Origin of the sequence: Photobacterium sp. 53610, from assembly GCF_036409375.1 — a bacterium.
In the GTDB taxonomy this organism is placed as follows: Bacteria; Pseudomonadota; Gammaproteobacteria; order Enterobacterales; family Vibrionaceae; genus Photobacterium.
In genome coordinates, this window is the sequence record NZ_JAXOFS010000005.1 from 176,266 (window position 1) to 201,375 (window position 25,110).

Here is a 25,110-nt window from a genome sequence, read left to right on the forward strand (position 1 = left end):
ATTTGGACTTCTCTACGATGTTTTACATCCTCTTTAAGAATTTTGTCAGGCGAGTGTGCTCCGCGCATTAACACGATGAAGTGTTGCTCGGAGCTGAAACTCTTCTGAATCTTCATCAGATATAACCCGGCATGCCTGATTTTACAGGCGGATGTGTTGTATCTGAACAAAGTAGAGAGTGGGGCCGACGATGACCTTCATCGCCGGCCTTTTTTGTTTCTGGCAGACAGAAACAAAGCATGATGTTTCTTGAAGAAAATTCTTGAAGCGGGGGGCCGGTATGTAAATACCGCCTCCCGTTTTTTTATGGATGTAACACAATGAGTTTACTGAATATTCAAAATCTGACTTACCACATCGGCGACAAAACCCTGTATCAGAATGCCGATTTCATGCTGTTCCCCGGTGAGCATCTGGGGGTGACCGGTAAGAACGGCGTCGGGAAAAGTACCTTTCTGAAACTGCTTCAGGCAGAGATCTTGCCTGACGGCGGCGATATTGTCTGGCAGCCGTCTGTACAGATCGGTTATCTGGACCAGCATGCGCAGATGAATGCTGCGTTGTCTGTCCGCGGTTATCTGCAAACGGCCTTTGCTGATTTATATGCTCTCGAAGCGGAAATGATGGCGATTTATGCCTGCCCTGAAAAAAGTGTCCGGGACAGCTATCTGAGCCGGGCGGCGACGATTCAGGCTACGCTGGAAAGCCAGTCTTTTTACGTGATCAGCAGCCGGATTGATGCGGTGGCTGACGGGCTGGGGATCATTCAGTTCGGAATGGACACCCGGCTGGGTGATCTGAGCGGCGGGCAGCGGCACAAAGTGATGCTGGCTTCGCTGTTGCTGATTTCGCCGGATGTATTGCTGCTGGATGAACCGACCAACTATCTGGATACCGCGCATGTCGACTGGCTGGCTGACTATCTGAACAGCTTTGAGGGTGCGTTTCTGGTGGTGTCTCATGACCGAGCCTTTCTGAACCGGATCGCAACGGGGATCTGCGATATCGACCGTCAGCAAATCAGCAAATATAAAGGTAATGTGGATAAGGCGCTGGCCCAGAAAGCCAGTGCGGATGCGGCGCATGCCAAGCAGTATCTGGCGCAGAAAAAACATATCGATAAGCTGGAACAGTTCATCGCCAAAAACGGGGCCGGGGTCAATGCGAGCATTGCCAATGGCCGGAAAAAGCAGCTGGCACGCATGGATCGTCTGGCTGCACCAGAGCAGGAAAAGGCAATTTCGTTTGCTTTCCGAACTGCGGATCATGCTGCACAGAAAGTGCTGTCGGCATCGTCACTGGTGATTGGTTATTCCCGGCCGTTGCTGCCGGAAATGGGCCTCACGCTGTCCCGGGGCGAGAAAGTGGTGATTGCCGGTTTTAACGGGATCGGAAAATCCACTTTGCTGAAAACACTGGTCGGCGAACTGGCGCCCATTGCCGGGCAGGTGGCGTTGTCACAGGGACTGAAACTGGGCTATTTCGAACAGGAATTACACTGGGATGATCCGGAGGCAACGCCTGTGAATCTGGTGATATCTGCCTGCCCTGGTTCGGATGACAAAGCGGCCAGACAGCATTTGGCACGCTTTGGGGTTTCAGGCAAGCTGGCGATTCAACCGATCCGTTCACTGAGCGGCGGCGAGCAGACTAAAGTGAAGCTCTGCCGTCTGGCACTTCAGCCAACTAACCTGCTGGTGCTGGATGAGCCGACCACGCATCTGGATGCCAAAGTGAAATCGGCGCTGAAGCAGGCGCTGAAGGATTACAACGGAACGTTGATTGTGGTTTCGCACGAAAAGGATTTTGTCGCCGGATGGCCGGACCGGGTGGTGGATATCCAGTCTGTTCAGACGTCAGCAAGCGCGGCATTGGTTTAAGGAAAGATGAAGATGTTGAATGTTCTGCTGTTTTTGATTGCTTTTCTGGTCGGTGCAGATGAGCTGATGCTGGGGCCGATTCTGGCCCCTATCGGCAATGATTTGGGGGTTGCGCCGGAGCGGGTGACTTTGTTTATTACGACCTACAGCGTGGCACTGGCCTGTGTGGCGCCGTTTTTGGGTGCTTATTCTGATCGACATGGCCGGATGACCGTGCTGATCCCGGCATCTTTGTTATTCGGGCTGGCTTCGGTGGCGACCGGTGTGGTCGGCACATTTGAAGCCGGTCTGGTGACTCGGGTTGTGACAGGGCTGGCGAGTGCAGGTATGCTGCCAATTGCCTTTGCCCTGGCAGCGGATTCTTCCGGTGGTGAAGCAATGAAACGGATCGCCTGGGTGCAGTCCGGACTGACACTGGGCATGATTGCCAGCCCGGCGCTGGGGGCATTTCTGGCGGAAAGCCTGTCCTGGCGGGCTGGTTTTTTGGTGCTTGGTGTCTGTGCCTGGATTATTGCAGCGGCATTGGGATATCTGTCTCTCAGCGAAAAGGATCTGCCGGTAAAAACGGTCGTTGCATCTGAAACGCGCGAAGATGCATCCGGCAAAATCTGGGCGATCCCCGGTGCGGCCGGGGCGCTGCTGGCCATGTGCTTTGGTCTTGGCGGCGGGATTGGGTTATTTAACCTGATCGGTCAGCACTTACGGGACACACAGGGCTTGTCCATGTGGTCAGTCGGCAGCCTGTATGCGGTGCTGGGCTGTGTCAGCGTAGTCGGCAATCTTCTGATGCCGCGGTTATCGGCGCGTCTGGAAAGCGGTCGTCAGGTCATGCGTATCGCCTTATTGGTTTGTGTGCTGGTCAGCGTCTGGTTTTATCTGTTCCCCGCAGAAAATCTGCTGGTGCTGATTCCGCCATTATTGCTGTGGTCACTGGCGGGCGGTGTGGGTTCACCGGCATTGCAAAGCTATATTGCGGAACTGTCGCCGGCACACCGTGGAATCCTGATGTCACTGGCAATGACCATGATGCATTTGGGGGTTGCGCTATGGTCTGGTGTTGCCGGGTTTGTCTACACGACAGGTCCGGTCGGGATGGCATTACTTGCCTTTGTCCTGTTTGGCGTGGCAATGACGGTTTTGCAGCCGGTGAAAATGAAACGCGCATCATAAGATGAGTGTCCGCCCTGTACGGGATTGATCGTGCAGGGCGGAAAATTTCATGCTGTATTTTACAGTGTATGGATATACTGGATGTCGGTTTCACGATAAGCAATTTCTGCAAGCTTCCACTCACCGTCAATCCGGGTAAAGGTCCAGTAGCTTGAAGATTTTTTGGCGTATTCTGTTCCTTTCTTCAACTGACCACTGGCTTTCGTGATTTTGCCGGTTTCCTTATCGACGACATAATCTTTGATCATCGCATTCAATGAAGCGGTTACGGTGATCCCGTCTTTAAGATCATTCAGATCTGCTACATGGATTGCATATGGTTGCAGGGATGTGATGCTTTCTATCCGGCAAATATTCATGACGCCTTCTTTTTGCCATGGCGTTAAAAAACGTTCGTTTTGCTGATGAAAATAATCATTTGTCATTCTTTTTGACAAGGCTTCTTTATTCATTTCCTGCCAGTAACGATAGATCTCATGCATCAGTTGCTCAAAGACAGGCTGAAGATTGATCCATTCAAAGTCATTGCTTTTTGCAATCAGGCAATCAAATTGCTGTTGCAGGTCAGACTTTTGGCTGGATGAATTACAAAACTCACAAATGAATAAAATAATGATGACAGGTACAGCCAGTATGATCACGAAAGGGGCGACACTTCCAGAAGAGCGAGCGTGTTTGAATGAAGATGAAAATCCTCCGGGGGCAGCCAAGGCGGATTCAGCGGCGAATGCGAAAACGAAAGCGGCTAATATGAGAATCGGAGTTTTATTTTTCATTGTTTATATTTCTCTGTCGATTTGAATGAATGCAGTTTTACTTAAGTTGGTTATCAATTTTCTCAAGGTCCATCTGCTGATGAATCAATTTTATTTGTTTAGGAGAGTCGGCAATTTCAGCGAGATTCCATTTACCCTTTTGGAGTATGAAAGTCCAAAAGCTCTCAGAGTATTGGCTTTCCTTGTCACCTTCTATCAGGCCACCACCACAGGTGCTGATAAAATAATTTTTCCCTGTCGAAAGGAAGTGGAACGTTATCGTGATACCATGTTCTAAGTTTTTTTTGTTTTGAATGTGGACTAAATAGGGTTCGAGTAAGTGGATCTCTTCTAGTGTGCGGATGTTGAGGATATTCTCTATTTTCCATACTCTGAAATATCGCTTATACATGAGTTCAAAAAAGTCTTTTGTCATTTTTTTTGAAAGAGCGTCTGTATCTGAAACTTCCCATTTCTGATAAATTTCATGGATGCGATCTTCAATGAATGTGTTGAGGGAATTTAAGTCAAATTCAGGGTGAATTGCAGATAGTGAGTGCAATTCAATATTTGCTTTTTTCTTGAATCGATTTACTTTATATGTTCTTACCGTGATAATTATTTTGATGAGAATAAAGAAAAAGATGGCTGAAGTAAAAATATACCAAGGGAATGGTATAGAAGAAGAGGTTGATTCTTCTATATAAGCTGATATGGCTTTATTTGCATACATTTCAGTTTTTGAATAATGTGTTGGTTGGCTGGTCTCAGCTATTGCCAACCGGGTAAAAAATACCACAGCCAAAGTTGATAAGATGAATAATGTTATTTGTTTTTTCAAGGTGTATTTTCCCTTCCAATGACGATTGTGTGAATTGACTTCATGCACTAAGGACTTAATTGTTTTTCTGGTATTGATTGACGAATTTTACGTGAGTCGGTCTGCTTGCGATTTCAGTCACTTTCCATTTGCCCTGACGGAGTATAAAAGTCCAGTATCTGATGGATTGAACATTTTCCTTTGTGCCTTCAACGATATTTCCGTTCTCAGGAAACTCCAGGTAATCTTTGACAACTGCATCCAGCTCAACAGTCAAGATGATGCCATTTTTAGCATCAAAATCTTTTTCGGTATGAATGAGATAAGGCTCGAGACTTTTAATTTTGATGATACGGCAAACATTGACAAAGCCTTCCTGTTTCCACTCCTGTAAATAGGATTCGCTTTGTTCCCGTAAAAAATCCTGGGTCATGTACTTTGACAGTGCGGATATATTCAGGTTTTGCCATTCCCGATAGGTATTGTGCATCAGTTGTTCAAAAAGAGGCTGTAGCTTTTGCCACTCGAATGTTTTCTCATCTTCAGCAATTTCATTTAATCGCGCTTTGGCTGTTTTTTTGAGGGTACGAATTTGTTGTGTATTTGACAGCTTCAGAATCAGAAGGATGGGGATGCCGATAAATATCAGGAACGGGAGGAATTCAGGGATAGAGCCATCACCGCCATCAAAGTTTGTGCTGTGATAGGAATTGTATGAAGTGCTCGACGATGATCTTGAAGAAGAGCCTGATGATGCAATCGATCCTCCGGGACCAGCGACTGCGGAACCTGCAAAAATTGCGATGAGCAAAAATGTTATCAGGACAAGAAGTGATTGTTTTCTCAACGATATATCCTTAACCAAACTGAATGGCGGCATTATTTTTATGGGTATACTGTTGAGGGCGGATGGTGGCTGGCTGAGATTAAGCGCTGTGTTTCAGTGTCTTAGAGAGCATTGGAGGGCTGATAGCTTTTTTTGATGAGAGCTTTTCTGTGATGAATACTATTTTGTGAAGAAAGCTATATTGGTGAAGAAAGTTATTTGGTATGAAACCCACGGCTTGTTGATCGACCAACGCCGGACTCGGTTTTGAAATACCCGCCCTGCATTGCAATCGCGATGCAGGGCGGTGGCGTTTTCAGCTTGTGAGAGCAGATTACTCCCAGCCGGACAGAACCACTTTGCCGATCATATTGCCTTGCTCAACGATGGCATGGGCTTTGCGCAGATTGTCTGCGTTGATGGGTGTCAGGTGTTCCCGCACTGTGGTTTGCAGGGTGTCGTGCTCGACAAGCTGACTGATTTGGTTCAGCAGTTTGCCTTGCTCATCCATATCTTCGGTCTGGAACATCGAACGGGTGAACATGAATTCCCAGATAAACCCGGCGCTTTTGCTTTTTAACGGTTCCAGATCCAGCGGTTCGGGGCTTTCCACGATACTGCAAATCATCCCCTGCGGCTTGATGATTTGTGTCATCGCAGCCCAGTGCCCGGCAGTGTCGTTGAGACAGAGGATATAATCCACAACCGGAAAACCCTGCTCGGCCAGTTGTTCCGCCATGTTCTGGCGGTGGCTGATGATCTGGTCTGCCCCCAGATCCCGGCAGCACTGGGCGGTCTCTTCTCTCGATGCCGTTGCGATGACAGTCAGGCCTGAGATTTGATTTGCCAGCTGAATCGCCATCGAACCGACGCCACCGGCCCCGCCAATGATGAGGATGCTTTTGGGGCTTTGGAAACCTTCAGACGGGATGCCAAGCCGTTCAAATAAAGCTTCCCAGGCGGTAATTCCGGTGAGCGGCAGGGCCGCTGATTCCGCCATCGAAAGGGACTGCGGTTTTTTCCCGACAATACGTTCATCGACCCGGTGATATTCGCTGTTGGTGCCGGGGCGGGTGATGTCTCCGGCGTAATAAACTTCATCGCCTGTTTTGAATCGTGTGACATCTTCACCGGTGGCGATTACGGTACCTGCGGCGTCCCAGCCCAGCACGCGTGGCTGAGATTCAGTTTTGTCTTTCGGTGCCCGGACTTTGACATCGACCGGATTGACGGAAATGGCCTCAACCCGGACCAGAATATCCCGGCCGGAAACATTCGGGGCAGGGAGCTCAATATCCATCAGGCTGTCCGGGTTCGAAATGGGTAAATAGTGCGTCAGTGCGACAGCTTTCATGCTGGATTCCTCTATCTTGCGGATTGCTTAAAGGTTTGGGTTATAAAAAGGATAATCGGTATAACCGGTCTCGTTGCCGCCAAAGAGCGTGGTCGGATCGGTGATTTCATTCAGCGGGAGCTGGTGTTGTAAACGATAGGGCAGATCCGGGTTTGCCAGAAACTTGCGTCCAAACGCGATCAGATCGACTAAACCTGTCTGCATCAGAGCCTGGCTTTTTTCCGGCGTATAATTCCCGGCAACTATGATGCTGCCACTGAAGGTGGCTCTCAGGGCTTTACGAAAACTGACGGACACTTCAGGGGCATCACTCCAGTCGGCTTCAGCCAGATGGATGTAGGCTATGCCGGTTTGTTCGAAGTGTCTGGCAGCCAGCAGGATAGCATCGGTGGCCTGCGGATCATTCATGCCGCGCTGGGTAATGAAAGGCGCCAGCCGGATGCCCACTTTGTCGGCGCCGATTGCTTCACTGACGGCATCAACAACGTCTGTGGCAAAACGAATTCGTTTTGCCAGCGAGCCGCCATATTCATCCGTCCGCTGATTTGAGGTGCGGCGCAGAAACTGATCGATCAGATAACCGTTCGCGCCGTGAATTTCCACACCGTCAAATCCGGCCTCGACCGCGTTGATCGCAGCCTGCTGGTAATCTTCAATAATGTTTTTGATTTCCGGGAGCGTCAGCGCGCGGGGAACCGGGCAGTCCTGCATCCGGCCAATGCCGTCTTCGCCGACAACCCAGACCTGAGCATCCGGTGCAATTGCGGATGGTGCGACCGGTTGCCCGTCTGCATGGAAAGACGGATGCGACATCCGGCCGACATGCCACAATTGCAGGAAAATTTTGCCGCCCCGGGCATGGACGGCCTGAGTGACAGCCCGCCATCCCTGAATCTGCTCAAAGCTGTAAATGCCGGGGGTGAACGAGTAGCCTTTCCCCTGCGGTGAGATTTGGGTGGCTTCTGTGATAATCAGGCCGGCACTGGCGCGCTGGGCATAGTAATCCGCCATCAGGAGGTTTGGAATATCGCCCGGCTGGCTGGTGCGTGAGCGTGTCATCGGGGCCATGACAACCCGGTTGGAAAGTGTTAATGCGCCCAGTTGAAGCGGTGAGAACAGGTTGGAATCCGTCATCTTGAAACTCCGTTGAATGATTCAGTGATTGGACGCATTCAGTGTATTGATTCAGAATAGATTGATAATTGGCTTGAATCTGAAAACTCATTTCATAAAAACTGAATAATATGGCGAAAATTGATGACATGGCGCTGTTTGCCCAGGTGGTGAAATCGGGCGGACTGGCTGCCGCAGGGCGCAAACTGGGGCTGTCACCAGCCAGCATGACGGCCAGAATGAATCAGATAGAACAGCACTATCAAACGCGTCTTCTGAACCGAAATACACGGCACATTGCGCTGACGGAAGCCGGGCAGCGTTTTTATGAAGGCTGCCTGCGTGTTCTGGAAGAAGTTGCGATGGCCGAGGCGGCACTGAGTGAAGAGGAAGCGGCCTTGTCCGGGACGTTGCGGATCACAGCGCCGTCAGATTTTGGAAGACAGTATGTCGCCCCGGCACTGGCGGCATTTCATGTTGCGCATCCGGACGTTTCTTCTCATCTTTATCTGACAGACGGCCGGTTGAAACTGATCGATGAAGGGATTGATATTGCCATCCGGATGGGCGATTTACCTGACAGTAATCTGGTCGCCCGCGCACTGGTTCAGAATCGCCGGGTGCTGTGCGCTTCTCCGGCGTATCTTGAACAGGCGGGCATGCCGGCATCTCCTGATGAGCTGGTCAGGCATCGCTGTCTGGTGATGGCATGGGGCGGTCAGGAAATGGATGAATGGTTTTTCAGAACGGAAACCGGCCAGATGTCGGTCAAGGTTCGCCCGGCACTGGTGAGTACCGATGGAGCAATGGTTCGTCAGTGGGCCGTTGATGGCTGTGGTATCGCCATGAAATCCTGGTGGGATGTCCGAAAAGATGTCATGGATGGACGGCTGGTCGTGCTGTTTGATGAACAGATCATTGGCCTCCATCCCGGTGATTCCGATGCTGTCGGTATCCATCTGGTGTTTCCCGGCCGGAAATTTCAGCCCCGTCAGGTTCAGGCATTTTCCCGTTTCTTGCTCGAGTGGATGGCCGGACAATAAAAAAACGCCGCCCCGAAACAGCGGAAGGCGGCGTGTCACACAGACAGAGATCAGGCTGGCGTCAGATGGACATGGGCCTGACGCTGGTAAAGCATCTGCATGCCCAGTCCTGCAAGCAGAATGATCACAGCCATGATGGCAAAGCCCAGTTCGGTGATTTGCAGAGAGCTCAGGACGGCAATCAGCACAAAGCTTAGTCCCTGGCTCAGGACGGAAAACAGTTTCAGGCCCCCTTCAATGCGTCCCCGCTCATACACACTGACTTCATGGTTGAGCTTATTGGTTCGGGCGATGCGGTTCAGGGCGTTGAAGAATCCCAGAATGACGGTCACACAGACCAGAACTTCCGGCGTCAGCCAGACTGAGATCACCATCAGCAGACCCCCGATAATAATCACCGATCCGGTCATTACTTTTTCGTGGCTGATCCGGGTCAGCAAACGGGTCACCAATAGTCCTGTGATCAAGGCGCCGATGCCGTAGCTCAGAGACCAGGAGGCAAACCAGCTGCCGCTGATGTGCTGCTCGGAAAAATAGACCGGAACCAGCTTCGCCAGATAAGACAGCATCGGATATGTCAGGCACGAGAGCGCCAGAAAGAGATAAAAAGCCGGCTGACGGGCGAAGATCTGGCGGCTGTCCGAGAGTTGGCGGAAGAATGCCTGAGGTTGATGCGTCATCAGCTGACGCCGGTATGGTGTGAGCAGATAACTGACTGCAGCGATGCCTGAAGCCAGGGTGGCCAGCAGGGCAAATTCTCGCATGGACCAGAGACTCAGCAGCACAATCCCGGCAGCCCCGGCTCCCAGTGTGGTGAGCTGCATCACGACTTCCTGCTGGCCGGTCACTTTTGCATAGTCGGTTTTGTCATAGTTTTCCTGGGTAAAGGCATTGTTGGTGCTCCAGGCTATATCGTTGGTCAGCCAGAAAATCAGTTGTGCCAGCGCCAGCAGCCAGATGGAATCGGCCTGAAACAAAAATGCGACCAGCACAGCCAGGGCGGTGGATGACTGAATGATCTGAATGGTGACCAGAATGGCTTTTCTGGAATGGCGGTCGATCAGAGTCGCGGTGAATGGCGTCGCGAAAAATGATAACGCAGTGCAGACCAGTGAAACCGTTGCAACAAATACGCCCATATCCCCCTGACTGAGCATGACCCAGGGTAACGCCAGCATAAACATGCCTGAAGAAATTCCGTCAAAAAAGCGGCCGGTAAGATAGGTGACAGTCCCTGACATGATGATTTCCTTTTATTTTTCTTGATGGTGGGCAGAGCTTAAAACCTCAAGTAAACTTGAGGTCAAGGCGGAAAAACAGATTTTTACTTGGGGACAGGAAAAGCAATGGACATGTCGGTCGGACAGGTGGCGCAGCGTGCAGACGTCAGAATATCAACGCTGCATTTTTATGAGCAAAAAGGACTGATTCAAAGCTGGCGAAATCCGGGCAATCAACGCCGCTATGACCGCAGTGTGTTGCGCCGGATTGCTGTGATCAAAACGGCCCAGCAGCTGGGCATGTCGCTGGAAGAGATCGGCGCGGCATTGTCCCACTTGCCGTTAGATCATGCGCCGACACAGGAAGAGTGGCAGGAGATGGCGAGTCTCTGGCGACAGCAGCTGGATGAACGGATCATAAAGCTGCAGAAAATGCGGGATTCTCTGGGAGAGTGCATTGGTTGCGGTTGCCTGTCGCTGAAAAAATGCCAGCTGCGAAACCCTGATGATGCGCTGGCCGAAGAAGGGACAGGTGCAGTCCTGCTGGAAGCAAAGACCTCATAAACCATGATCTGGCTGTGTAATGAGCTCTTGGGTGAGCAGTTTTTTGGTGAAGAAATCCACGGCGGCTCTGATCTTGGGCACCTGATACCTTGGCTTGTAATAGAGCAGGTGAATCCCGAGTTTTTCGGTGGACAGACACGCAGGCTGAGGTAAATCAATTTTAACCAGCTCGCCATTGTCTCTGTCCTCCTGAGTCGCCCAATCCGGCAGCAGCGCCATGACTTTGCCTGCCATCATCAGTTCGCGAATGTACCGGCCGGAGTTGGTTACCACATAGGGCGTGAGATTCATCGCCATCCACTGGCCCTGTCGGACGATTCCCCAGCGGAGGATCTGGCTTGGACCCCGGTAAAAAGCCAACTGATGCTGATGCAATTCCTCGTGGCTTGCGGGCATTCCGAACATGTCGAGATACTGGCGGCTGGCGCACAGATGCGGCGTGTTATCACACAGCCAGCGGGCGTGAATTCGCTCGTCCGGCATATAGCCCCCCCGAATTGCGATATCGATTTCAGCCTGCGACAGATCATTCACTTTATCCGACACATCAATATCCAGACGGATATCCGGATACAGCGATTCAAATTCACTCAGATGAGGCAGCATCTGACTCTCAAAATAATGGCTCATACAGCTGATTTTCAGGATACCTGAAGGCGTATGCTGGTATGTCTGGACGAGTTCCTCGGCCTGGCGGATCTGCTCGAGAGCCCGCTGACACTGGGCCAGATAGGCCTGGCCGACTTCCGTCAGTTTGATGGCCCGGGTGCTGCGTTTCATCAGCTCGGAACCCAGGGTTTCTTCCAGCCAGCTGAGATGACGGGATGCGCTGGAGACCGGCAACTGTAACTGTTTGGCGGCACCGGAAATGCTGCCACACTGGATGGTTGTGGCAAAAACTTCCATGGCTTTGAGTTTGTCCATGCGATTTCTCTCTGGTTATTCTTCCACTTTAAGCAAAAGTGTTTCTTAAATCTGCTGTCTTATTTTCATTTTCAGCAAGAGTTAGAGTGTGCCTCAACGCAAAGCGAGGAACAAGATCATGAGCTATAACGCGATTCTTCTGAAAAAACGTCCGGACACCCGTATCACGCCGGATGTATTTGAAAAAGTCACCCAATCAATGCCTGAACTGGCGGAAGGCGAGTTTCTGGTCAAGCAGACCCATATGTCGCTGGATCCTGCGATGCGCGGCTGGATGAGTGCGGATCGGGAAAGTTATATCCCGCCGGTAGAACTGGGTGATGTGATGCGCTCCAGTGGTATCGGTGATGTGGTGGCATCCCGTCATCCTGACTTTCCGGTGGGTACCCGTGTGATGGGGATGATGGGCTGGACCGAATATTTTGTTGCCAAAGGCGGCCTTTCACCGGTGCCGGTTACAGTGCCGCAGGAAGCATTGTTGTCTGTCGTGGCACTGCCGGGCGTTACGGCTTACCACGGTCTTTATGAAGTGCTGAAACCTGAAGCAGGACAGACTTTAGTTGTGACGGGTGCCGCGGGTTCTGTAGGCTCGATGGTCGGTCAGCTGGCGAAGCTCGAAGGCGTGCGGGTTGTTGGGGTCGCAGGCAGTGATGAGAAGTGTCAGTGGCTGACCGAAACACTGGGCTTTGATGCTGCGATCAACTATAAAGATCCTGATTTTGCAGCGCAGCTGGCAGCAGCAACGCCGGATGGCATCGATCTGTTTTTCGAAAACACCGGGGGGGCGGCCCAGCAGCACATTTATCACCGGATGAATGCTCATGGCCGTGTTGCAGTGTGCGGCATGATTGCCGATTACAATACCGCGACGCCGCTGCCGGGTCCAAACTGGATGAACATTGTCCGTAAGCGATTAATGATTCAGGGTTTTACCATGCCGGATCATTACCACCGTTTTGCGGAATACGGACAGAAGCTGGCTGAACATCTGATGGCAGGTCAGCTGAAATACCGCGCGCATACGCTGCACGGTCTGGACAGCGCGATTGAAGGCATTAATCTGCTGTTCTCCGGAGAGAATCAGGGCAAACTGATTGTTGAACTGTAAGTCATTGCAGTCGGATAGTAAGCCGGGCAGATGCCCGGCTCAGTGTGATCAGCATACCAGCCGGTCTGTTCCGGACCAGTTGTAAACAAACTCATCGACCACGGTGCCATCCGGTGCCTGCCAGGTTTGCGCACAGTATTCGGTGCCCCCGACACGCTGGTAAAAACCAATGGCCGGCAAATTCGATGCCAGCACTTCCAGATAGATACCCTGACCTTGCGCTTTCTGGTCAATGATTCCGGCAGCCGTTTTCAGTAACAGCTTTCCAACGCCTTGTCCTTTCGTCTGCGGGCTGACGTGCAGGTTATCGATCAGCGTTCCGAGTTCAGGGTGTGCATCCAGCTCAATACAGATGAAACCACAGAGCTGATTGTCCTGCTTTGCGACCAGAATATGTCGTTTTTCCATCGGCTGGATGAGTCGTTGATGCCATACCTGCTTTCTGTCCTGATGAATGTCCTGCGTCAGGTACTGCTCAGATAAGTCGTGGCGGTACACCATCTGCCAGTTCTGGATGTGCAGATCTGCGATGGCCTGATGATCGTCGAAAGTTGCGTCTTGAATGGTCAGCATATAGGCACTTCTTTTCTTATTTATGAGTTTTTCAGACATTATGCCTGAATGGCGTATGAGAAAAAGCCATTCGCAATTTTCAGCCTGCAATCGCTGCAGAAAACTTTACCCGCCTCAAACTTTTGCGGTATCAATCGTGATTTCATGCCTCTAATGAATAACACTGCCAATAAAAACAATAAACCGAAGTCACCTCAGCCTTCGTTGAGAGCGCTTCGGATACCGACGTGTGCAAGGGAAGAGAACACTAAGATGTCAAGCAAGACCATTCTTGTTGTGGATGACGACGTTGAAATCCGCGAGTTATTGCAAGAGTACCTGACAAAATCCGGTTATACCGTGATGACCGCTGAAGATGGCATTGTGATGAAACAATGCCTGGAGGTCAGCGCCCCCGATCTGATTTTGCTGGACGTGATGATGCCGGGGGATGACGGTTTCACACTGTGCCAGTTCGTGCGGAAAACTTCGGAAGTGCCCATCATCATGCTGACAGCAGCGTCTGATGAAATGGATCAGATTCTGGGCCTGGAGATCGGGGCCGACGATTACATCGCCAAACCGTTCAGTCCGCGTCAGTTGCTGGCACGAATCAAAGCGCTGTTACGGCGGACACGGCCGGTTGCACAGGATGAATTTCAGCAACCCGCTACATTGCCGCGCACCATTCGTTTTGGTCACTGGCGGCTGGAGACGCTGTCCCATCGCTTGTATAACCTGCAAACGGAGCAGGACTTTGAGCTGACCGGGGGGGATTTCAGCTTGCTGATGCTGTTCTTATCCCGTCCGAATGAAGTGCTGGACCGGGACACGATTTCGAACGCCACCCGCGGTCGGGAGGCGTTGCCGTTCGAGCGGGGCATTGATGTTCAGCTGAGCCGGTTGCGTCAGCGGCTGGGCGACAGTGGCAAACAGCCCAAATTCATCAAAACCATGCGCGGAAACGGCTATATCTTTACCGCTCCGGTGACGTATGAACACTGAACTGCCCGGCCGTTTGCCTGAGGATTAAGGCAAATGGCCGGACTGTGTTTTCTTCTCTTCCGGACGCCTGCCTTCGCAGGAGTGACGGCGTTTGATGTTTGGATGCCGCCACTGCTTTGTGATTTCAGCGCAGGCAGGAATTCCTGATTCATCAGACATAGCGATATAACTCACACCAACTCACCTCACACTTTTTATCATTTTGTTAACACTGCAAGTCTCTGCTTCTAAAGATTAAAAATAATAATGTTACTTGCGTGTTACGTTTGGGTTTCCTTTTGTTACAGTGCGTTTTCCTTGGATGGGTAGACTCAGGAGGACTGGCTCGCCGTACCCTGTACGCCAGCATTCAACCTGAACACAAGGAAGAACATCATAATGATAAAGAATCGTACCTTTACACTGAAAAAATCACTGATTGCAATGTCCTTTGCAGCGGTAAGTTCTATGGCGCATGCGGGTGAAGTTGAAGTCCTTCACTGGTGGACTTCCGGCGGTGAAGCCAAGTCCGCCGCTGTTTTGAAACAAATGTTAGAAAAACAGGGAGATAGCTGGAAAGATTTCGCAGTTGCCGGTGGCGGCGGTGAAAGTGCGATGACCGTTTTGAAAACCCGCGCGGTTTCTGGCAATCCGCCATCTGCGGCACAGATTAAAGGCCATGATATTCAGGAGTGGGGTGATCTTGGCTTCCTGACCACACTGGATGATGTTGCAAAAGCGGGTCACTGGGATGACGTTCTGCCTGCAGTCGTAACGAAAGTAATGAAATACCATGGTGATTACGTGGCCGTCCCGGTGAATGTACACCGTGTGAACTGGCTCTGGGCCAACCCTGAGGTATTCAAAAAAGCCGGTGCGCAAGTGCCAACGAACATGAAAGAATTTTTTGCCGCGGCAGACAAAATCAAAGCAGCCGGATTTATTCCGCTGGCTCATGGGGGGCAGCCGTGGCAGGACGCAACGTTGTTCGAAGCTGTGGCGCTGGATGTGCTGGGGTCGCAAGATTACAACAAAGCCTTTGTCGATTTAGATATGGGTGTGCTGTCCGGTCCGAAAATGGTGGAAACCTTCGCGACCTTCCAGCGCATGCACAACTATATTGATGACAATTCTCCGGGTCGTGACTGGAATATTGCCACCTCAATGGTGATCAACGGAGATGCCGCCATGCAAATCATGGGTGACTGGGCAAAAGGTGAGTTTGCTGCGGCCGGGAAAAAGCCGGGTAAAGACTACATTTGCGCACCGACTCCAGGCACGGCGAACCAGTTTACCTTCAACATTGACAGCTTTGCCTTCTTTAAACTGAACAATAAAGACAATGAAGTTGCTCAGAAACATCTGGCGAAAACCATTCTGGATAAAGACTTCCAGGAAGTGTTTAACCTGAATAAAGGTTCAATTCCGGTTCGTCTGGATATGAATATGGATAAGTTCGACCAGTGTGCGCTGGATTCGATGGCAACCTTCAAGGCATCTGCGAAAACAGGTGATCTGGTGCCAAGTATGGCGCATGGTCTGGCGACAACCAGCTATGTTCAGGGCGCAATCTATGATGTGGTCACCAATTTCTTCAACGATAGCGATGCTGATCCGAAACAAGCCGCGCAACAACTGGCCAAAGCCGTAAAAGCCGCCATTTAATCAACCGTCAGCGGGCTGAATACCGGCCCGCATTTTTTGATTCACGTGACTTCACGGTGCTGAATTTCAGCGCTGCGGGATGTTGTTGCCCGGGAAGTCACGTGATTGAGATGTCACCCAAATCAAGGACGCACTATGGAGCACACCTTGTCGCTGACCAAACAGAAAGCTGCCAGACCCGGTCTGGCGGACAGATTGCAGAAGTGGCTGCCGAAAATCGTGCTGGCCCCGACCATGCTGGTCACTGTGGTTTGTATTTACGGCTTTATGTTCTGGACCTTTTACTTGTCGCTGACCAATTCCCGTTTTCTGCCCAGTTTCAACTTTGCCGGTTTGCTGCAATACGAAAAACTGATGGACAACGATCGCTGGCTCACCTCGGTCACCAATCTGGGGATTTTTGGCCTGATGTTCATGTTCATCGCCATCGTACTTGGCGTGGGGCTGGCAATTTTGCTGGATCAGAACATTCGTCAGGAAGGCGCGATTCGCACGATTTATCTTTATCCGATGGCTTTGTCTTTCATCGTGACGGGGACGGCCTGGAAATGGATTCTGAACCCGGGACTGGGCATTGAAAAACTGATGCACGACTGGGGCTTTACCGACTTTCAGTTTCACTGGCTGGTGGATCAGGATATGGCGGTGTATACCCTGGTGATTGCTGCGGTCTGGCAGTCGTCCGGCTTTGTGATGGCGATGTTTCTGGCGGGTCTGCGCGGAATTGATTCCTCAATCATGAAAGCTGCGCAAATGGATGGTGCCAGCATGCCGGTCATTTACTGGAAAATTATTCTGCCTTGTCTGCGTCCGGTCTTTTTCAGCGCAGTCATTATTACCTCGCACATTGCGATTAAGAGTTTCGATCTGGTAACTGCTCTGACGGCGGGTGGCCCGGGTTATTCTTCTGACCTGCCTGCACTCTTTATGTATGCCCACTCCTTTACCCGCGGCCAGATTGGTCTGGGGGCTGCCAGTGCCATCATGATGCTGGCTGGTGTTCTGGCGATTCTGGTGCCTTACCTCTATTCGGAATTGCGGGAGAAAAAATCATGAATAAGCATTTCACGCTTGGCCGGATGGCGATTTACAGCGGACTGCTCTTTTTCTGTGTGGTTTACCTGATGCCATTGGTCGTGATGGTGATGACATCATTTAAAACGCTGCCGGACATTAAAAGCGGCAACCTGATGTCACTGCCTCAGGAATGGGTGGGATATGCCTGGAATAAAGCCTGGTCCGGCGCCTGTACCGGTGTGAGCTGTGACGGTATCAAAGGCTATTTCTGGAATTCATTTCAGATGGTGATCCCGGCGGTTGCGATTTCAACACTGCTGGGCGCGTTCAACGGTTATGTGATCAGTAAATGGCAGTTTCGCGGTTCTCAGCTGTTTTTCAGCCTGATGCTGTTCGGCTGTTTCATTCCGTTTCAGGTGATTTTGCTGCCGATGGCAGCGCTGCTCGGCAAGCTGGGTCTGGCGAACACCACGGCGGGGCTGGTGACGGTGCACGTGATTTATGGCCTGGCGTTCACGACGCTGTTTTTCCGTAACTTTTACGTGGGCGTGCCTGATGAACTGGTGAAAGCGGCCAAGCTCGACGGTGCAGGCTTCTTTACCATTTTCTTCCGTATTCTGCTGCCGCTGTCGACACCCATCATCATGGTGACGGTGATCTGGCAGTTCACCGCGATCTGGAATGATTTCCTGTTCGGCGTGGTGTATTCCGGTGCCGAAACACAGCCCATTACCGTGGCGCTGAATAACCTGGTGAACACCAGTACCGGGGTGAAAGAGTATAACGTTGACATGGCCGCCGCCATTATTGCCGCCTTACCGACACTTTTGGTGTACGTGCTGGCAGGGAAGTATTTTGTACGCGGTCTGACCGCGGGATCAGTGAAAGGATAACCATTATGGCGACACTCGCTTTAAAACAGATTCGCAAAACTTACCGAAATGCTGAGATTGAGACGCTGAAAGGAATTGATATCAGCATAGATTCCGGAGAGTTTCTGATCCTGGTTGGTCCCTCGGGTTGCGGAAAATCCACATTGATGAACACCATTGCCGGTCTGGAAGACATCAGTTCCGGTGAAATTCTGATTGATGGTATCGATGTGGCGCAGGTCGAACCCAAAGATCGCGATATTGCCATGGTATTTCAGTCTTATGCGCTGTATCCGAACATGTCGGTTCGCGATAACATCGCCTTTGGTCTGAAAATTCGAAAGCTGGACAAGGCAAAGATTGCGCAGGAAGTGGACCGTGTGGCGTCCATGCTGCAAATCGATCACCTCCTGGATCGTAAACCCGCACAGTTATCAGGCGGGCAGCGCCAGCGGGTTGCCATGGGTCGTGCACTGGCGCGCCAGCCGAAGCTGTATTTGTTTGATGAACCGCTGTCGAACCTGGATGCCAAACTCCGGGTCGAAATGCGGACTCAAATCAAACGCTTGCATCAGCAGCTCGGTACCACCATTGTTTATGTCACGCATGATCAGATTGAAGCCATGACGCTGGCAGACCGGATTGCCGTCATGAAGGATGGTGAACTGCAGCAACTGGGTACGTCAAAAGAAATCTATACCCAGCCCAGCAATATGTTTGTTGCTGGGTTCATGGGATCACCATCGATGAACTTCATTCATACCCGGGTCGATTTAGACGCACAGGATAAACCCATCGCGCAGGTTCAACTCGGCAGCGATACCTATGCCTTGCCACTCCCGGCATCGTTGCGGGAGCGGGACGGACAATCGATTGTCATCGGACTGCGCCCGGAGAATATCACCGAGCAAATGGCAGAAGGGGAAACCTGTGCCAGTTTGCCATTGACGATCGATGTTCTGGAGCCAACCGGTCCGGACACGATTGCGATGGTGACGATGAATGGGCAAGAGGTCGCGTGTCGTATTTCCCCAGATTTCAATGCGAATGTTGGTGATACGCTGCCATTTTGTATTGATCTGTCTAAAGCTGTTTACTTTGATGCCACGACTCAGCAACGGATTGCGGTCTAAAGAATAGCACTCAATTGTGATGAAAAACCGCTCGGGTTTCGGACCAGAGCGGTTTTTTTCTTCTGATGTTCCTCGTCTTGGTGATCACGGTTACCTTCTGTGGTTCAATATGCACTTAGTTTTATTTGGGTAGATTGATTAAGGATGAATGGAATGAAATTTTGGGCTGCTTTGGTATTCGGGCTGATGTCTTTTCACAGCTATGCAGTGAATCAAAACTATATTGGATCAACGGTATCGACGATTAAAGAGGTAACCTCGTATTCTGAATACGGCGATGGTGATGTTGTATTTAAACTCGCGTCACCTGAAGCAACGTGCCCGAGCGGTTACTGGCTGCGGAAGACCGATCCGGGTTTCCAGGCAAATTTATCGATGGTGATTGCGGCCTATCAGGCAAAAACATCCGTTATGGCTTTTGGTTTGCCGGATGAAATCTGGTCAGGCTCAAAGGGTAAATATTGCCGCATGTACGCGATCAGTTATCGATAATGGCTGTGTCGAAACAGTAAAGAGTTAACATCGTTATCTTTGATCTTTGCTCCGTCTGATTGTTTGGCTGAGATAAAAAGCCCGCTCCGGATGTGTACCGGAACGGGCTTTTTTTGTCATATCAGCACTCATCAGTGCGACTGGAAATCAATTACTGATGTGCGGCTTCCCATTTCAGTGAGGGAATGTTGTTCATCACAAAAGCGATGATTGAAATAATCAGTAAGGTGAAATGGACACCTTGCGGGCCGGAAAATTTTAGCCAATAACCAAAATATAACCCGCCGCACAGGAAACAGACCCAAATCATGGCAAAAAGTGACAGTGCAATATTGGTCACACTGATTGCTTTGACCTCACATCCCTTCGAAGCAAAAGCTTTGAAGTAACAATAGGAGGCATACCATAAAGAGAGCGAGACAATGTATTGAACCAATATAATGATCGAAAGCGCTATTTTTTCAATTCCATTGATGTGAATCGCTCTTGACTCAAGACCATTTCCAAAAACAGGGTCGGCAATCAACCCTTCCATTTTAAACATGGATGACAGCAAAAACTGATTTGTGCCGCTATCCAATAAGTTATTGGTTGCTGCGATTGTCAGCCACATGGCTAAGCCGGTAACAATCGCCGCTTTAAATAAATAGAAAGACTTCAATGGATGACCTCAATAAAAGAACCGTTGTTTTCGGATGCCCATTGTTCAAGTACATCGTCACCACGCAGGACATGAGGATGACCCACACACTGAAGCATGGGAATGTCAGTGTGATGATCGCCATAAGCAAAGCTTTCGCGAGCACAAATCTGATGTTTTTCCATAAAATATTTTACCGCTTCTGCTTTCCCTTCACCGATTGTCTGAGGCGGGATAATTGCACCTGTGAATAGGTCATCCTGTGTTTCCAATTGGACGCCTAATATATGCTGTACATTCAGCAGGCTGGCCAACGGACGCAAAATTTCATGACTTGCACCAGAGACAAATACGATGAGATGTCCTTGTGCCTGATGCCAACGAAGCGTCTCTAATGTTTCATTGATAAAGAAATTATCGGATTGATGAACTTCTTGAAACCAGGATTGGGTCATGTCAATGAATGAATTTCGGTTGAATCCTTTAAATTGCTGATAATAGTAACGATTGACCTCTGCACGTGAACGCTCTTTTGCCATGGTCTGAAACGATTTCATCATCGATTCAAACCGAGAACGTCCTTTATCTTGACCGTCACATGATTGATAAAAAAACTGTAGAAAGCTAAACATGCTTTTTATATTAATTATGGTTTCATCAACATCATAGAAAGCTGCAATCCGGGTCATATTATCCAGCCTTTCTCACGATGTTTGATTCAAGATGATTCGTCGCATATGAAATCGCATTTTGTGCGAGCTGAAACTCTTTTTGTTCAAGCCGTGCAGATTCAAAAACTGTAAATTCAACATCAACTGTCGTACAGACGGTTTCATTCTGGAAGAACTCAATTTTTACGGAATAAAAATCTCTGCCAGGTTTATTCGCATGCTCAATGATTGAGTATTTGATCTCAGTATCAACCGCAAAAACAAAAGCCTGATAGCTTGTATTCATTGAATTGATAACGAAATAGTGCGAAGACGGCAATTCATCACTGTAAAAGAATTTTTCTGTGACAGCGAGGAATGCTTGTCTGGCCGCTTCAATCAGAACCATGCCCTGGATATGGTAACCGGTGAGATGATCTTGCAGTAATTCACCTCTTTCATCCATCACCAGATTTAAATGGTAATGATATTCATCGACCCGCTCCGGAGAGGTGATCAAAATATTCTCTTTTTTATATTTATGGGTTTCCTTCCTTGATGCATAGCTGAACAGTTTATCTCTGCCATTCACTAAAAGGTGAGAGCCGCCATGACGTTCAAACTTTGCGATCAGAAAGCTAATGGATTCCTCGGACAATCCTTGTCCAATCTGATAATAGGAATCCAGGAAGTTCCCTTTGTCAATGAACTCTATCATTTCACTATACGTAATGCATTGTGGGAATGCGTTATAGTTTGTTAATTTATCGCCAACGATAGTAAATAGAGTATTGATATTTTCCATTGTTTTTCCCTTTCGATTTGAATTTCTATATTTGAGATTTTAACCAGCTGTCATGCAGCCATTTTTCTGTTTGTCTGCCGGCTTTAAAAAAGTCCCAGACAATGTCCCTTTCGAAAACCATCACTGAATTATCATGTCCGACAATAACCCAGAAATATTTTCCATCATCAAGATTACGGCATTTCACTTTCATGCCTGTGATGATAATTTTTTTGTTATCAATCATTACTTCTTCATCATGCGGCTTAATCCATTGAATTTTCATGTTTTGAAGTAAGTCTGGTGCATTTGATTCAAGAAAATTCATCGCAATATTCTTTGACTCATTTTCAGTTGGTAATGTGGTGTTCTCCAATTGATATAAACCAAGAATCCGGGCTAAGCCTTTTAGTTTCCCTCCTTTATCTGAAACAAATGTGATGTGTTCTCCACCCAGGATGAACGGGTTGTCTGTGTTGTCTTCATATCGGGTGACGGTAACCTCTGTGCCATCCATCGCGCCTGAAAATGTTTTTACCGGAGCATAATCTTCTTCAATCCAAGCCTGATAGTTTGTCATGGTTTTATATTCCTTTGTCTTCGAATTCAGTGTTTGTGTTGCTGCGCTTTGTGCCGGTATCAGTAATAACGCTAAGCCGAAACAGGCGAATGAAAAAACCGACGGATTAGCTCGCATATCTACTTTTTTCCTTCCTGAAAATAGACAGCGGTACATTCAGTAATGCAGACAAAACTAAACATGCTGAAAAGTAGAGCACGCCTTTTTCTCCAAAGTGCATTGGGATGACTGCGCCAATGCTTGCGCCAATGAAGAGTGTGAAAGTGTATAAAGATACGGCTAGTCCGCGGTTACTCGCGTCTGATGTCTGGCTGACCAGGCTGATGACACTCGGGACGGCCGAAGCAATGGAAGAGACAAAAATTAAGTGCAGAATGATGAATACAACACTGTCCGAAGTTTGCATCTGCAGGAACAGCGTCAGAGAAGCTGTGATGACTGATATAAAAACGGTTGTCGGGGCACCAAGTCTGACGATGAAACGGCCAATCAGAAGCGGCATAAACATACACGGAATTGAATAGAGCCTTAAATCATTGACCTGCAGGTTCTCAAAAATAAAACCGTCGGCATGTTGGGACGTGAGTGTGGCATATAAGGTCACGAAACTGCCCAGCAAAACCAGTGCAACCAGATAGATCCGTAATAACCGGAGATTGGTGACGGTTCTGAAAAGAATATTGAAATACCCCTTGGCATTCACCTTGGGCGTGTTTTGGCTCTGTGAGCCAGGTAAGCGGCTGCAGGCAAGCAGGCTCAGAATATAGACGCTGGAAAGAAGCAGCATGACATTTTGCAGGGAGTCCTCAATCATTGCTGCGCCCAGAGTTTGTCCGACCAGTGCAGATAAAAGGAATGCAGAGCTTAACCAGGCAATCCCTTTCATGCGCATTTTCTCCGGAAAGGATTCCCCGATAAAGGCCAGGGCCACCGGCGGGAAAGAAGCGGCCATAAAACCCTGGATGATGCGCAATGTGAGCACCCATTCATATTGCTGACATAAGGCAACAATGATGGTGGTGACGGATAATCCTGCCATCCCTGCAACCAGTACAGCCTTGCGACCGAAGCGGTCTGATAACGGTCCCCAGAAGAGAAAACCGCTGGCATAGGCGAACCCAAAGCAACTGGTCAATAAGACAATTGATTCTGTTCTGGAATGAAAGACATCTGCGAGCAGCTGACTGACGGGGAGAAGGAGATACAGCTGTGAGACAACTGCGATTGCGCTAACCACAAAGAGGATGAGGTAGTAATTGTATTTTGTATTCATCGTGAACCCTAGCTTCATTAATTGTAACTTGACGACAATTAATGTAATTGCAGGTTTGTCATTATGTCAATAGTTTCATTGCATGTATGTGCTATTCGCCGATTGTTACACTTTTACGTCTAATATCGATTTTGAGCATAAACACCAATTGGTCTACTATAGAGCTCAAGTCGGACCAATTAGAGTCGTTGGTGTTATTGACTGAATATCTGATAAAGGTAGAAGTAATAATCTGCAACGAGTGCTTTTGGTAGATGCTATGACTAAATGGTGATAAGGGAAGTGAGCTGAGTATGATCCTTGAAGACAGTCTTGGGGCAGAGAATCAATACCAACAATTTTTAAAGAAAGTGAAAGTCGGTATCCATGAAGCATCGGATATTACCGGTGTCCCAACCCGAAAGATTCGCTATTGGCAGGAGAAGGGGTATATCGAGACAACCTCAGGAAACAGTTCGACGCGTCAGTATGATCTGATTAATGTGAAAAAAATCATATTGATACAAGAGTTGATAGACGATGGTTATACGTTGGATGGGGCTGCGAACAAAGTCAACCAGCGCATCGATAAGTTAAAACGTATGTTTGATCTTGTGCTGCCAACATCAGAATCTGAGTAAGGTGAAAAACGGACAGACTGAAGTCATTTTCAGTCACCCGTTGTACGGAGACGGGGCACCAGCCAAAGCGAAATTCTACCTGGCCGTGTCGTCGTCTATGATTTTGTTTCAGAGGACTAAGGCTTATGGGAGCACAAGTGAACCGCATTGCCGATCATGAACAGTATTATGATGAAAATTTCGGCAAACTATTGCTTTCATTGTCGGCGTTCAATGGGGTTGAGTTTGAGGATTGCGAGTTTCATGACTGTCACTTTTCAGAGTCGACCTTCAAAAATTGTAAATTTATTAACTGTCAGTTTTATCGGTGTAATCTGAGTCTGCTGAAGATACCGCAGACGCGTTTTTTTGGGGTCTCATTTGTTGAATGTAAATTAGTCGGTGTCGATTGGACGCAGGCAAACTGGCCAGCATTCAATATTGACCATGAATTGAAATTTCGGAAATGTATTCTGAATGATGGTTCATTTTTTGGTCTGACCCTGAACGAACTTGTTCTGGATGAATGCAAACTTCACGATGTTGATTTCAGGGAAGGGGACTTTAAACATTCCTCAATGACGTATTGTGATTTTACGCATAGCCTGTTTATGCGAACGGATCTGCGTCGCGTCGATTTCACTGAATCGACTCAATACAATATTCATGTGCTGGAGAACTTCGTTGAGGGTGCCAGGTTTTCCCGATTTGAAGCCTTGCATCTGCTTGAAAGTTTAGGTGTTGAATTGGTGGACTGAGCTTTCAGTCTGTGATTTGAGTTATGGGAAATGAACCAGTACATGGTTCGTTCCTTTGTTATTTAATATGAGCCTGAACTCTTATCTAAAGCGTTTAAAAATAAATAGTGGGTTTATTTAGAACGATTGTTCTTTTTATTTCACTTTGTTACAAATTGAAACATCTACTAGGTTGATTTTATATTTATTCTTATTTTTTTCATTCAATGTAAATATATTTTTATGTTGGGGTTAATATCAGGTTAAATCATTCGATTTTGTCTTCTCTCTGCATGTTTATTGTTAAATTTTTTCTGTTGCATGAGTTTGTTTGATGACGAGCAAATAATAAATT

26 protein-coding genes are annotated in these 25,110 nt (G+C 48.8%); 13 read left to right on the plus strand and 13 right to left on the minus strand.

Annotated features, from left to right (window positions below; all coding sequences use genetic code 11):
* Positions 1-320: 320 nt before the first annotated feature.
* Positions 321-1,880 carry an ABC-F family ATP-binding cassette domain-containing protein gene (locus tag SPK40_RS14805; protein ID WP_330960970.1) on the plus strand — a complete coding sequence of 520 codons (1,560 nt, stop codon included), beginning with the start codon at positions 321-323 and terminating at the stop codon, positions 1,878-1,880.
* A 6-nt stretch (positions 1,881-1,886) separates the two neighbouring features.
* Complete coding sequence (locus SPK40_RS14810) at positions 1,887-3,050, plus strand: MFS transporter (protein ID WP_330960971.1); 1,164 nt, start codon at positions 1,887-1,889, stop codon at positions 3,048-3,050.
* A 59-nt stretch (positions 3,051-3,109) separates the two neighbouring features.
* On the opposite strand, the gene SPK40_RS14815 is transcribed toward SPK40_RS14810, so the two are convergent.
* The 5 genes from SPK40_RS14815 to SPK40_RS14835 all read right to left on the minus strand — a co-directional run bounded on the left by SPK40_RS14815 (position 3,110) and on the right by SPK40_RS14835 (position 7,939).
* Complete coding sequence (locus tag SPK40_RS14815; protein WP_330960972.1) at positions 3,110-3,826, minus strand: hypothetical protein; 717 nt, start codon at positions 3,824-3,826, stop codon at positions 3,110-3,112.
* 37 nt (positions 3,827-3,863) lie between these two features.
* Positions 3,864-4,646 (minus strand): hypothetical protein, encoded by a 783-nt coding sequence (locus SPK40_RS14820; protein ID WP_330960973.1) that lies wholly within the window; start codon positions 4,644-4,646, stop codon positions 3,864-3,866.
* Positions 4,647-4,701: 55 nt separating this feature from the next.
* Positions 4,702-5,472, minus strand: a complete 771-nt coding sequence (locus tag SPK40_RS14825; RefSeq protein ID WP_330960974.1) for a TIM44-like domain-containing protein — start codon at positions 5,470-5,472, stop codon at positions 4,702-4,704.
* Positions 5,473-5,785: 313 nt separating this feature from the next.
* Positions 5,786-6,805, minus strand: coding sequence for a zinc-binding alcohol dehydrogenase family protein (locus tag SPK40_RS14830; RefSeq protein WP_330960975.1), 1,020 nt, complete (start codon positions 6,803-6,805; stop codon positions 5,786-5,788).
* A 27-nt stretch (positions 6,806-6,832) separates the two neighbouring features.
* Positions 6,833-7,939, minus strand: coding sequence for an alkene reductase (locus SPK40_RS14835; RefSeq protein WP_330960976.1), 1,107 nt, complete (start codon positions 7,937-7,939; stop codon positions 6,833-6,835).
* A gap of 110 nt (positions 7,940-8,049) precedes the next feature.
* On the opposite strand from SPK40_RS14835, the gene SPK40_RS14840 reads away from it, so the two are divergent.
* Positions 8,050-8,961, plus strand: coding sequence for a LysR family transcriptional regulator (locus SPK40_RS14840; RefSeq protein ID WP_330960977.1), 912 nt, complete (start codon positions 8,050-8,052; stop codon positions 8,959-8,961).
* Positions 8,962-9,011: 50 nt separating this feature from the next.
* Here the strand turns inward: SPK40_RS14840 and SPK40_RS14845 are convergent, their stop codons facing one another.
* Positions 9,012-10,205, minus strand: a complete 1,194-nt coding sequence (locus SPK40_RS14845) for an MFS transporter (RefSeq protein ID WP_442957581.1) — start codon at positions 10,203-10,205, stop codon at positions 9,012-9,014.
* A 102-nt stretch (positions 10,206-10,307) separates the two neighbouring features.
* Between SPK40_RS14845 and soxR the strand changes: the two genes are divergently transcribed.
* Positions 10,308-10,745 (plus strand): redox-sensitive transcriptional activator SoxR, encoded by a 438-nt coding sequence (soxR, locus tag SPK40_RS14850; protein WP_248142879.1) that lies wholly within the window; start codon positions 10,308-10,310, stop codon positions 10,743-10,745.
* Here the strand turns inward: soxR and SPK40_RS14855 are convergent.
* Positions 10,740-11,669 (minus strand): LysR family transcriptional regulator, encoded by a 930-nt coding sequence (locus SPK40_RS14855; RefSeq protein WP_330960979.1) that lies wholly within the window; start codon positions 11,667-11,669, stop codon positions 10,740-10,742. The genes soxR and SPK40_RS14855 overlap by 6 nt on opposite strands.
* Positions 11,670-11,787: 118 nt before the next feature.
* Here SPK40_RS14855 and SPK40_RS14860 point away from each other — a divergent pair, with 118 nt between their 5' ends.
* Complete coding sequence (locus SPK40_RS14860) at positions 11,788-12,777, plus strand: NADP-dependent oxidoreductase (RefSeq protein WP_330960980.1); 990 nt, start codon at positions 11,788-11,790, stop codon at positions 12,775-12,777.
* 48 nt (positions 12,778-12,825) lie between these two features.
* Here the strand turns inward: SPK40_RS14860 and SPK40_RS14865 are convergent, their stop codons facing one another.
* Positions 12,826-13,350 carry a GNAT family N-acetyltransferase gene (locus tag SPK40_RS14865; protein ID WP_248142876.1) on the minus strand — a complete coding sequence of 175 codons (525 nt, stop codon included), beginning with the start codon at positions 13,348-13,350 and terminating at the stop codon, positions 12,826-12,828.
* A gap of 252 nt (positions 13,351-13,602) precedes the next feature.
* On the opposite strand from SPK40_RS14865, the gene SPK40_RS14870 reads away from it, so the two are divergent.
* From SPK40_RS14870 to SPK40_RS14895, 6 genes are all read left to right on the plus strand, one after another.
* Positions 13,603-14,334, plus strand: a complete 732-nt coding sequence (locus SPK40_RS14870; RefSeq protein ID WP_330960981.1) for a response regulator — start codon at positions 13,603-13,605, stop codon at positions 14,332-14,334.
* 423 nt (positions 14,335-14,757) lie between these two features.
* Complete coding sequence (locus tag SPK40_RS14875) at positions 14,758-15,978, plus strand: ABC transporter substrate-binding protein (RefSeq protein WP_442957582.1); 1,221 nt, start codon at positions 14,758-14,760, stop codon at positions 15,976-15,978.
* A 135-nt stretch (positions 15,979-16,113) separates the two neighbouring features.
* Entirely contained in the window at positions 16,114-17,034 is a 921-nt protein-coding gene (locus SPK40_RS14880) for a carbohydrate ABC transporter permease (protein WP_330960983.1), read from the plus strand.
* A complete protein-coding gene (locus SPK40_RS14885) occupies positions 17,031-17,888 on the plus strand; it encodes a carbohydrate ABC transporter permease (protein WP_248142872.1) in 858 nt (285 codons plus the stop codon). Before SPK40_RS14880 ends, SPK40_RS14885 begins: the two co-directional genes overlap by 4 nt.
* Positions 17,889-17,893: 5 nt before the next feature.
* Positions 17,894-19,000 (plus strand): ABC transporter ATP-binding protein, encoded by a 1,107-nt coding sequence (locus SPK40_RS14890; protein WP_330960984.1) that lies wholly within the window; start codon positions 17,894-17,896, stop codon positions 18,998-19,000.
* A gap of 153 nt (positions 19,001-19,153) precedes the next feature.
* The gene (locus tag SPK40_RS14895) at positions 19,154-19,492 is read left to right on the plus strand and encodes a hypothetical protein (protein ID WP_330960985.1); all 339 of its coding nucleotides are present in this window, start codon (positions 19,154-19,156) and stop codon (positions 19,490-19,492) included.
* A gap of 151 nt (positions 19,493-19,643) precedes the next feature.
* Here the strand turns inward: SPK40_RS14895 and SPK40_RS14900 are convergent, their stop codons facing one another.
* From SPK40_RS14900 to SPK40_RS14920, 5 genes are all read right to left on the minus strand, one after another.
* Positions 19,644-20,153, minus strand: coding sequence for a DUF2165 family protein (locus SPK40_RS14900; RefSeq protein WP_330960986.1), 510 nt, complete (start codon positions 20,151-20,153; stop codon positions 19,644-19,646).
* A complete protein-coding gene (locus SPK40_RS14905) occupies positions 20,150-20,821 on the minus strand; it encodes an HAD family hydrolase (RefSeq protein WP_248142868.1) in 672 nt (223 codons plus the stop codon). The genes SPK40_RS14900 and SPK40_RS14905 overlap by 4 nt, the downstream gene beginning before the upstream one ends.
* Position 20,822: 1 nt before the next feature.
* Positions 20,823-21,587, minus strand: a complete 765-nt coding sequence (locus tag SPK40_RS14910) for an AfsA-related hotdog domain-containing protein (RefSeq protein WP_248142867.1) — start codon at positions 21,585-21,587, stop codon at positions 20,823-20,825.
* A gap of 25 nt (positions 21,588-21,612) precedes the next feature.
* Complete coding sequence (locus tag SPK40_RS14915; RefSeq protein ID WP_330960987.1) at positions 21,613-22,146, minus strand: hypothetical protein; 534 nt, start codon at positions 22,144-22,146, stop codon at positions 21,613-21,615.
* Positions 22,147-22,252: 106 nt separating this feature from the next.
* Entirely contained in the window at positions 22,253-23,419 is a 1,167-nt protein-coding gene (locus SPK40_RS14920; RefSeq protein ID WP_330960988.1) for an MFS transporter, read from the minus strand.
* A 293-nt stretch (positions 23,420-23,712) separates the two neighbouring features.
* On the opposite strand from SPK40_RS14920, the gene SPK40_RS14925 reads away from it, so the two are divergent.
* Together SPK40_RS14925 and SPK40_RS14930 are read left to right on the plus strand one after the other, a co-directional pair.
* The gene (locus SPK40_RS14925; protein WP_248142864.1) at positions 23,713-24,039 is read left to right on the plus strand and encodes a MerR family transcriptional regulator; all 327 of its coding nucleotides are present in this window, start codon (positions 23,713-23,715) and stop codon (positions 24,037-24,039) included.
* Between the two features lie 137 nt (positions 24,040-24,176).
* Positions 24,177-24,776, plus strand: coding sequence for a pentapeptide repeat-containing protein (locus tag SPK40_RS14930; RefSeq protein WP_442957583.1), 600 nt, complete (start codon positions 24,177-24,179; stop codon positions 24,774-24,776).
* Positions 24,777-25,110: the final 334 nt, after the last annotated feature.

Bases quoted from the DNA above. Each gene is read 5' to 3' on its own strand.
- SPK40_RS14805 (WP_330960970.1), top strand. From the start codon at position 321: ATGAGTTTACTGAATATTCAAAATCTGACTTACCACATCGGCGACAAA.
- SPK40_RS14810 (WP_330960971.1), top strand. From the start codon at position 1,887: ATGAAGATGTTGAATGTTCTGCTGTTTTTGATTGCTTTTCTGGTCGGT.
- SPK40_RS14815 (WP_330960972.1), bottom strand. From the start codon at position 3,826: ATGAAAAATAAAACTCCGATTCTCATATTAGCCGCTTTCGTTTTCGCA.
- SPK40_RS14830 (WP_330960975.1), bottom strand. From the start codon at position 6,805: ATGAAAGCTGTCGCACTGACGCACTATTTACCCATTTCGAACCCGGAC.
- SPK40_RS14835 (WP_330960976.1), bottom strand. From the start codon at position 7,939: ATGACGGATTCCAACCTGTTCTCACCGCTTCAACTGGGCGCATTAACA.
- SPK40_RS14840 (WP_330960977.1), top strand. From the start codon at position 8,050: ATGGCGAAAATTGATGACATGGCGCTGTTTGCCCAGGTGGTGAAATCG.
- soxR (WP_248142879.1), top strand. From the start codon at position 10,308: ATGGACATGTCGGTCGGACAGGTGGCGCAGCGTGCAGACGTCAGAATA.
- SPK40_RS14855 (WP_330960979.1), bottom strand. From the start codon at position 11,669: ATGGACAAACTCAAAGCCATGGAAGTTTTTGCCACAACCATCCAGTGT.
- SPK40_RS14860 (WP_330960980.1), top strand. From the start codon at position 11,788: ATGAGCTATAACGCGATTCTTCTGAAAAAACGTCCGGACACCCGTATC.
- SPK40_RS14865 (WP_248142876.1), bottom strand. From the start codon at position 13,350: ATGCTGACCATTCAAGACGCAACTTTCGACGATCATCAGGCCATCGCA.
- SPK40_RS14870 (WP_330960981.1), top strand. From the start codon at position 13,603: ATGTCAAGCAAGACCATTCTTGTTGTGGATGACGACGTTGAAATCCGC.
- SPK40_RS14875 (WP_442957582.1), top strand. From the start codon at position 14,758: ATGTCCTTTGCAGCGGTAAGTTCTATGGCGCATGCGGGTGAAGTTGAA.
- SPK40_RS14880 (WP_330960983.1), top strand. From the start codon at position 16,114: ATGGAGCACACCTTGTCGCTGACCAAACAGAAAGCTGCCAGACCCGGT.
- SPK40_RS14885 (WP_248142872.1), top strand. From the start codon at position 17,031: ATGAATAAGCATTTCACGCTTGGCCGGATGGCGATTTACAGCGGACTG.
- SPK40_RS14890 (WP_330960984.1), top strand. From the start codon at position 17,894: ATGGCGACACTCGCTTTAAAACAGATTCGCAAAACTTACCGAAATGCT.
- SPK40_RS14895 (WP_330960985.1), top strand. From the start codon at position 19,154: ATGAAATTTTGGGCTGCTTTGGTATTCGGGCTGATGTCTTTTCACAGC.
- SPK40_RS14905 (WP_248142868.1), bottom strand. From the start codon at position 20,821: ATGACCCGGATTGCAGCTTTCTATGATGTTGATGAAACCATAATTAAT.
- SPK40_RS14910 (WP_248142867.1), bottom strand. From the start codon at position 21,587: ATGGAAAATATCAATACTCTATTTACTATCGTTGGCGATAAATTAACA.
- SPK40_RS14915 (WP_330960987.1), bottom strand. From the start codon at position 22,146: ATGACAAACTATCAGGCTTGGATTGAAGAAGATTATGCTCCGGTAAAA.
- SPK40_RS14920 (WP_330960988.1), bottom strand. From the start codon at position 23,419: ATGAATACAAAATACAATTACTACCTCATCCTCTTTGTGGTTAGCGCA.
- SPK40_RS14925 (WP_248142864.1), top strand. From the start codon at position 23,713: ATGATCCTTGAAGACAGTCTTGGGGCAGAGAATCAATACCAACAATTT.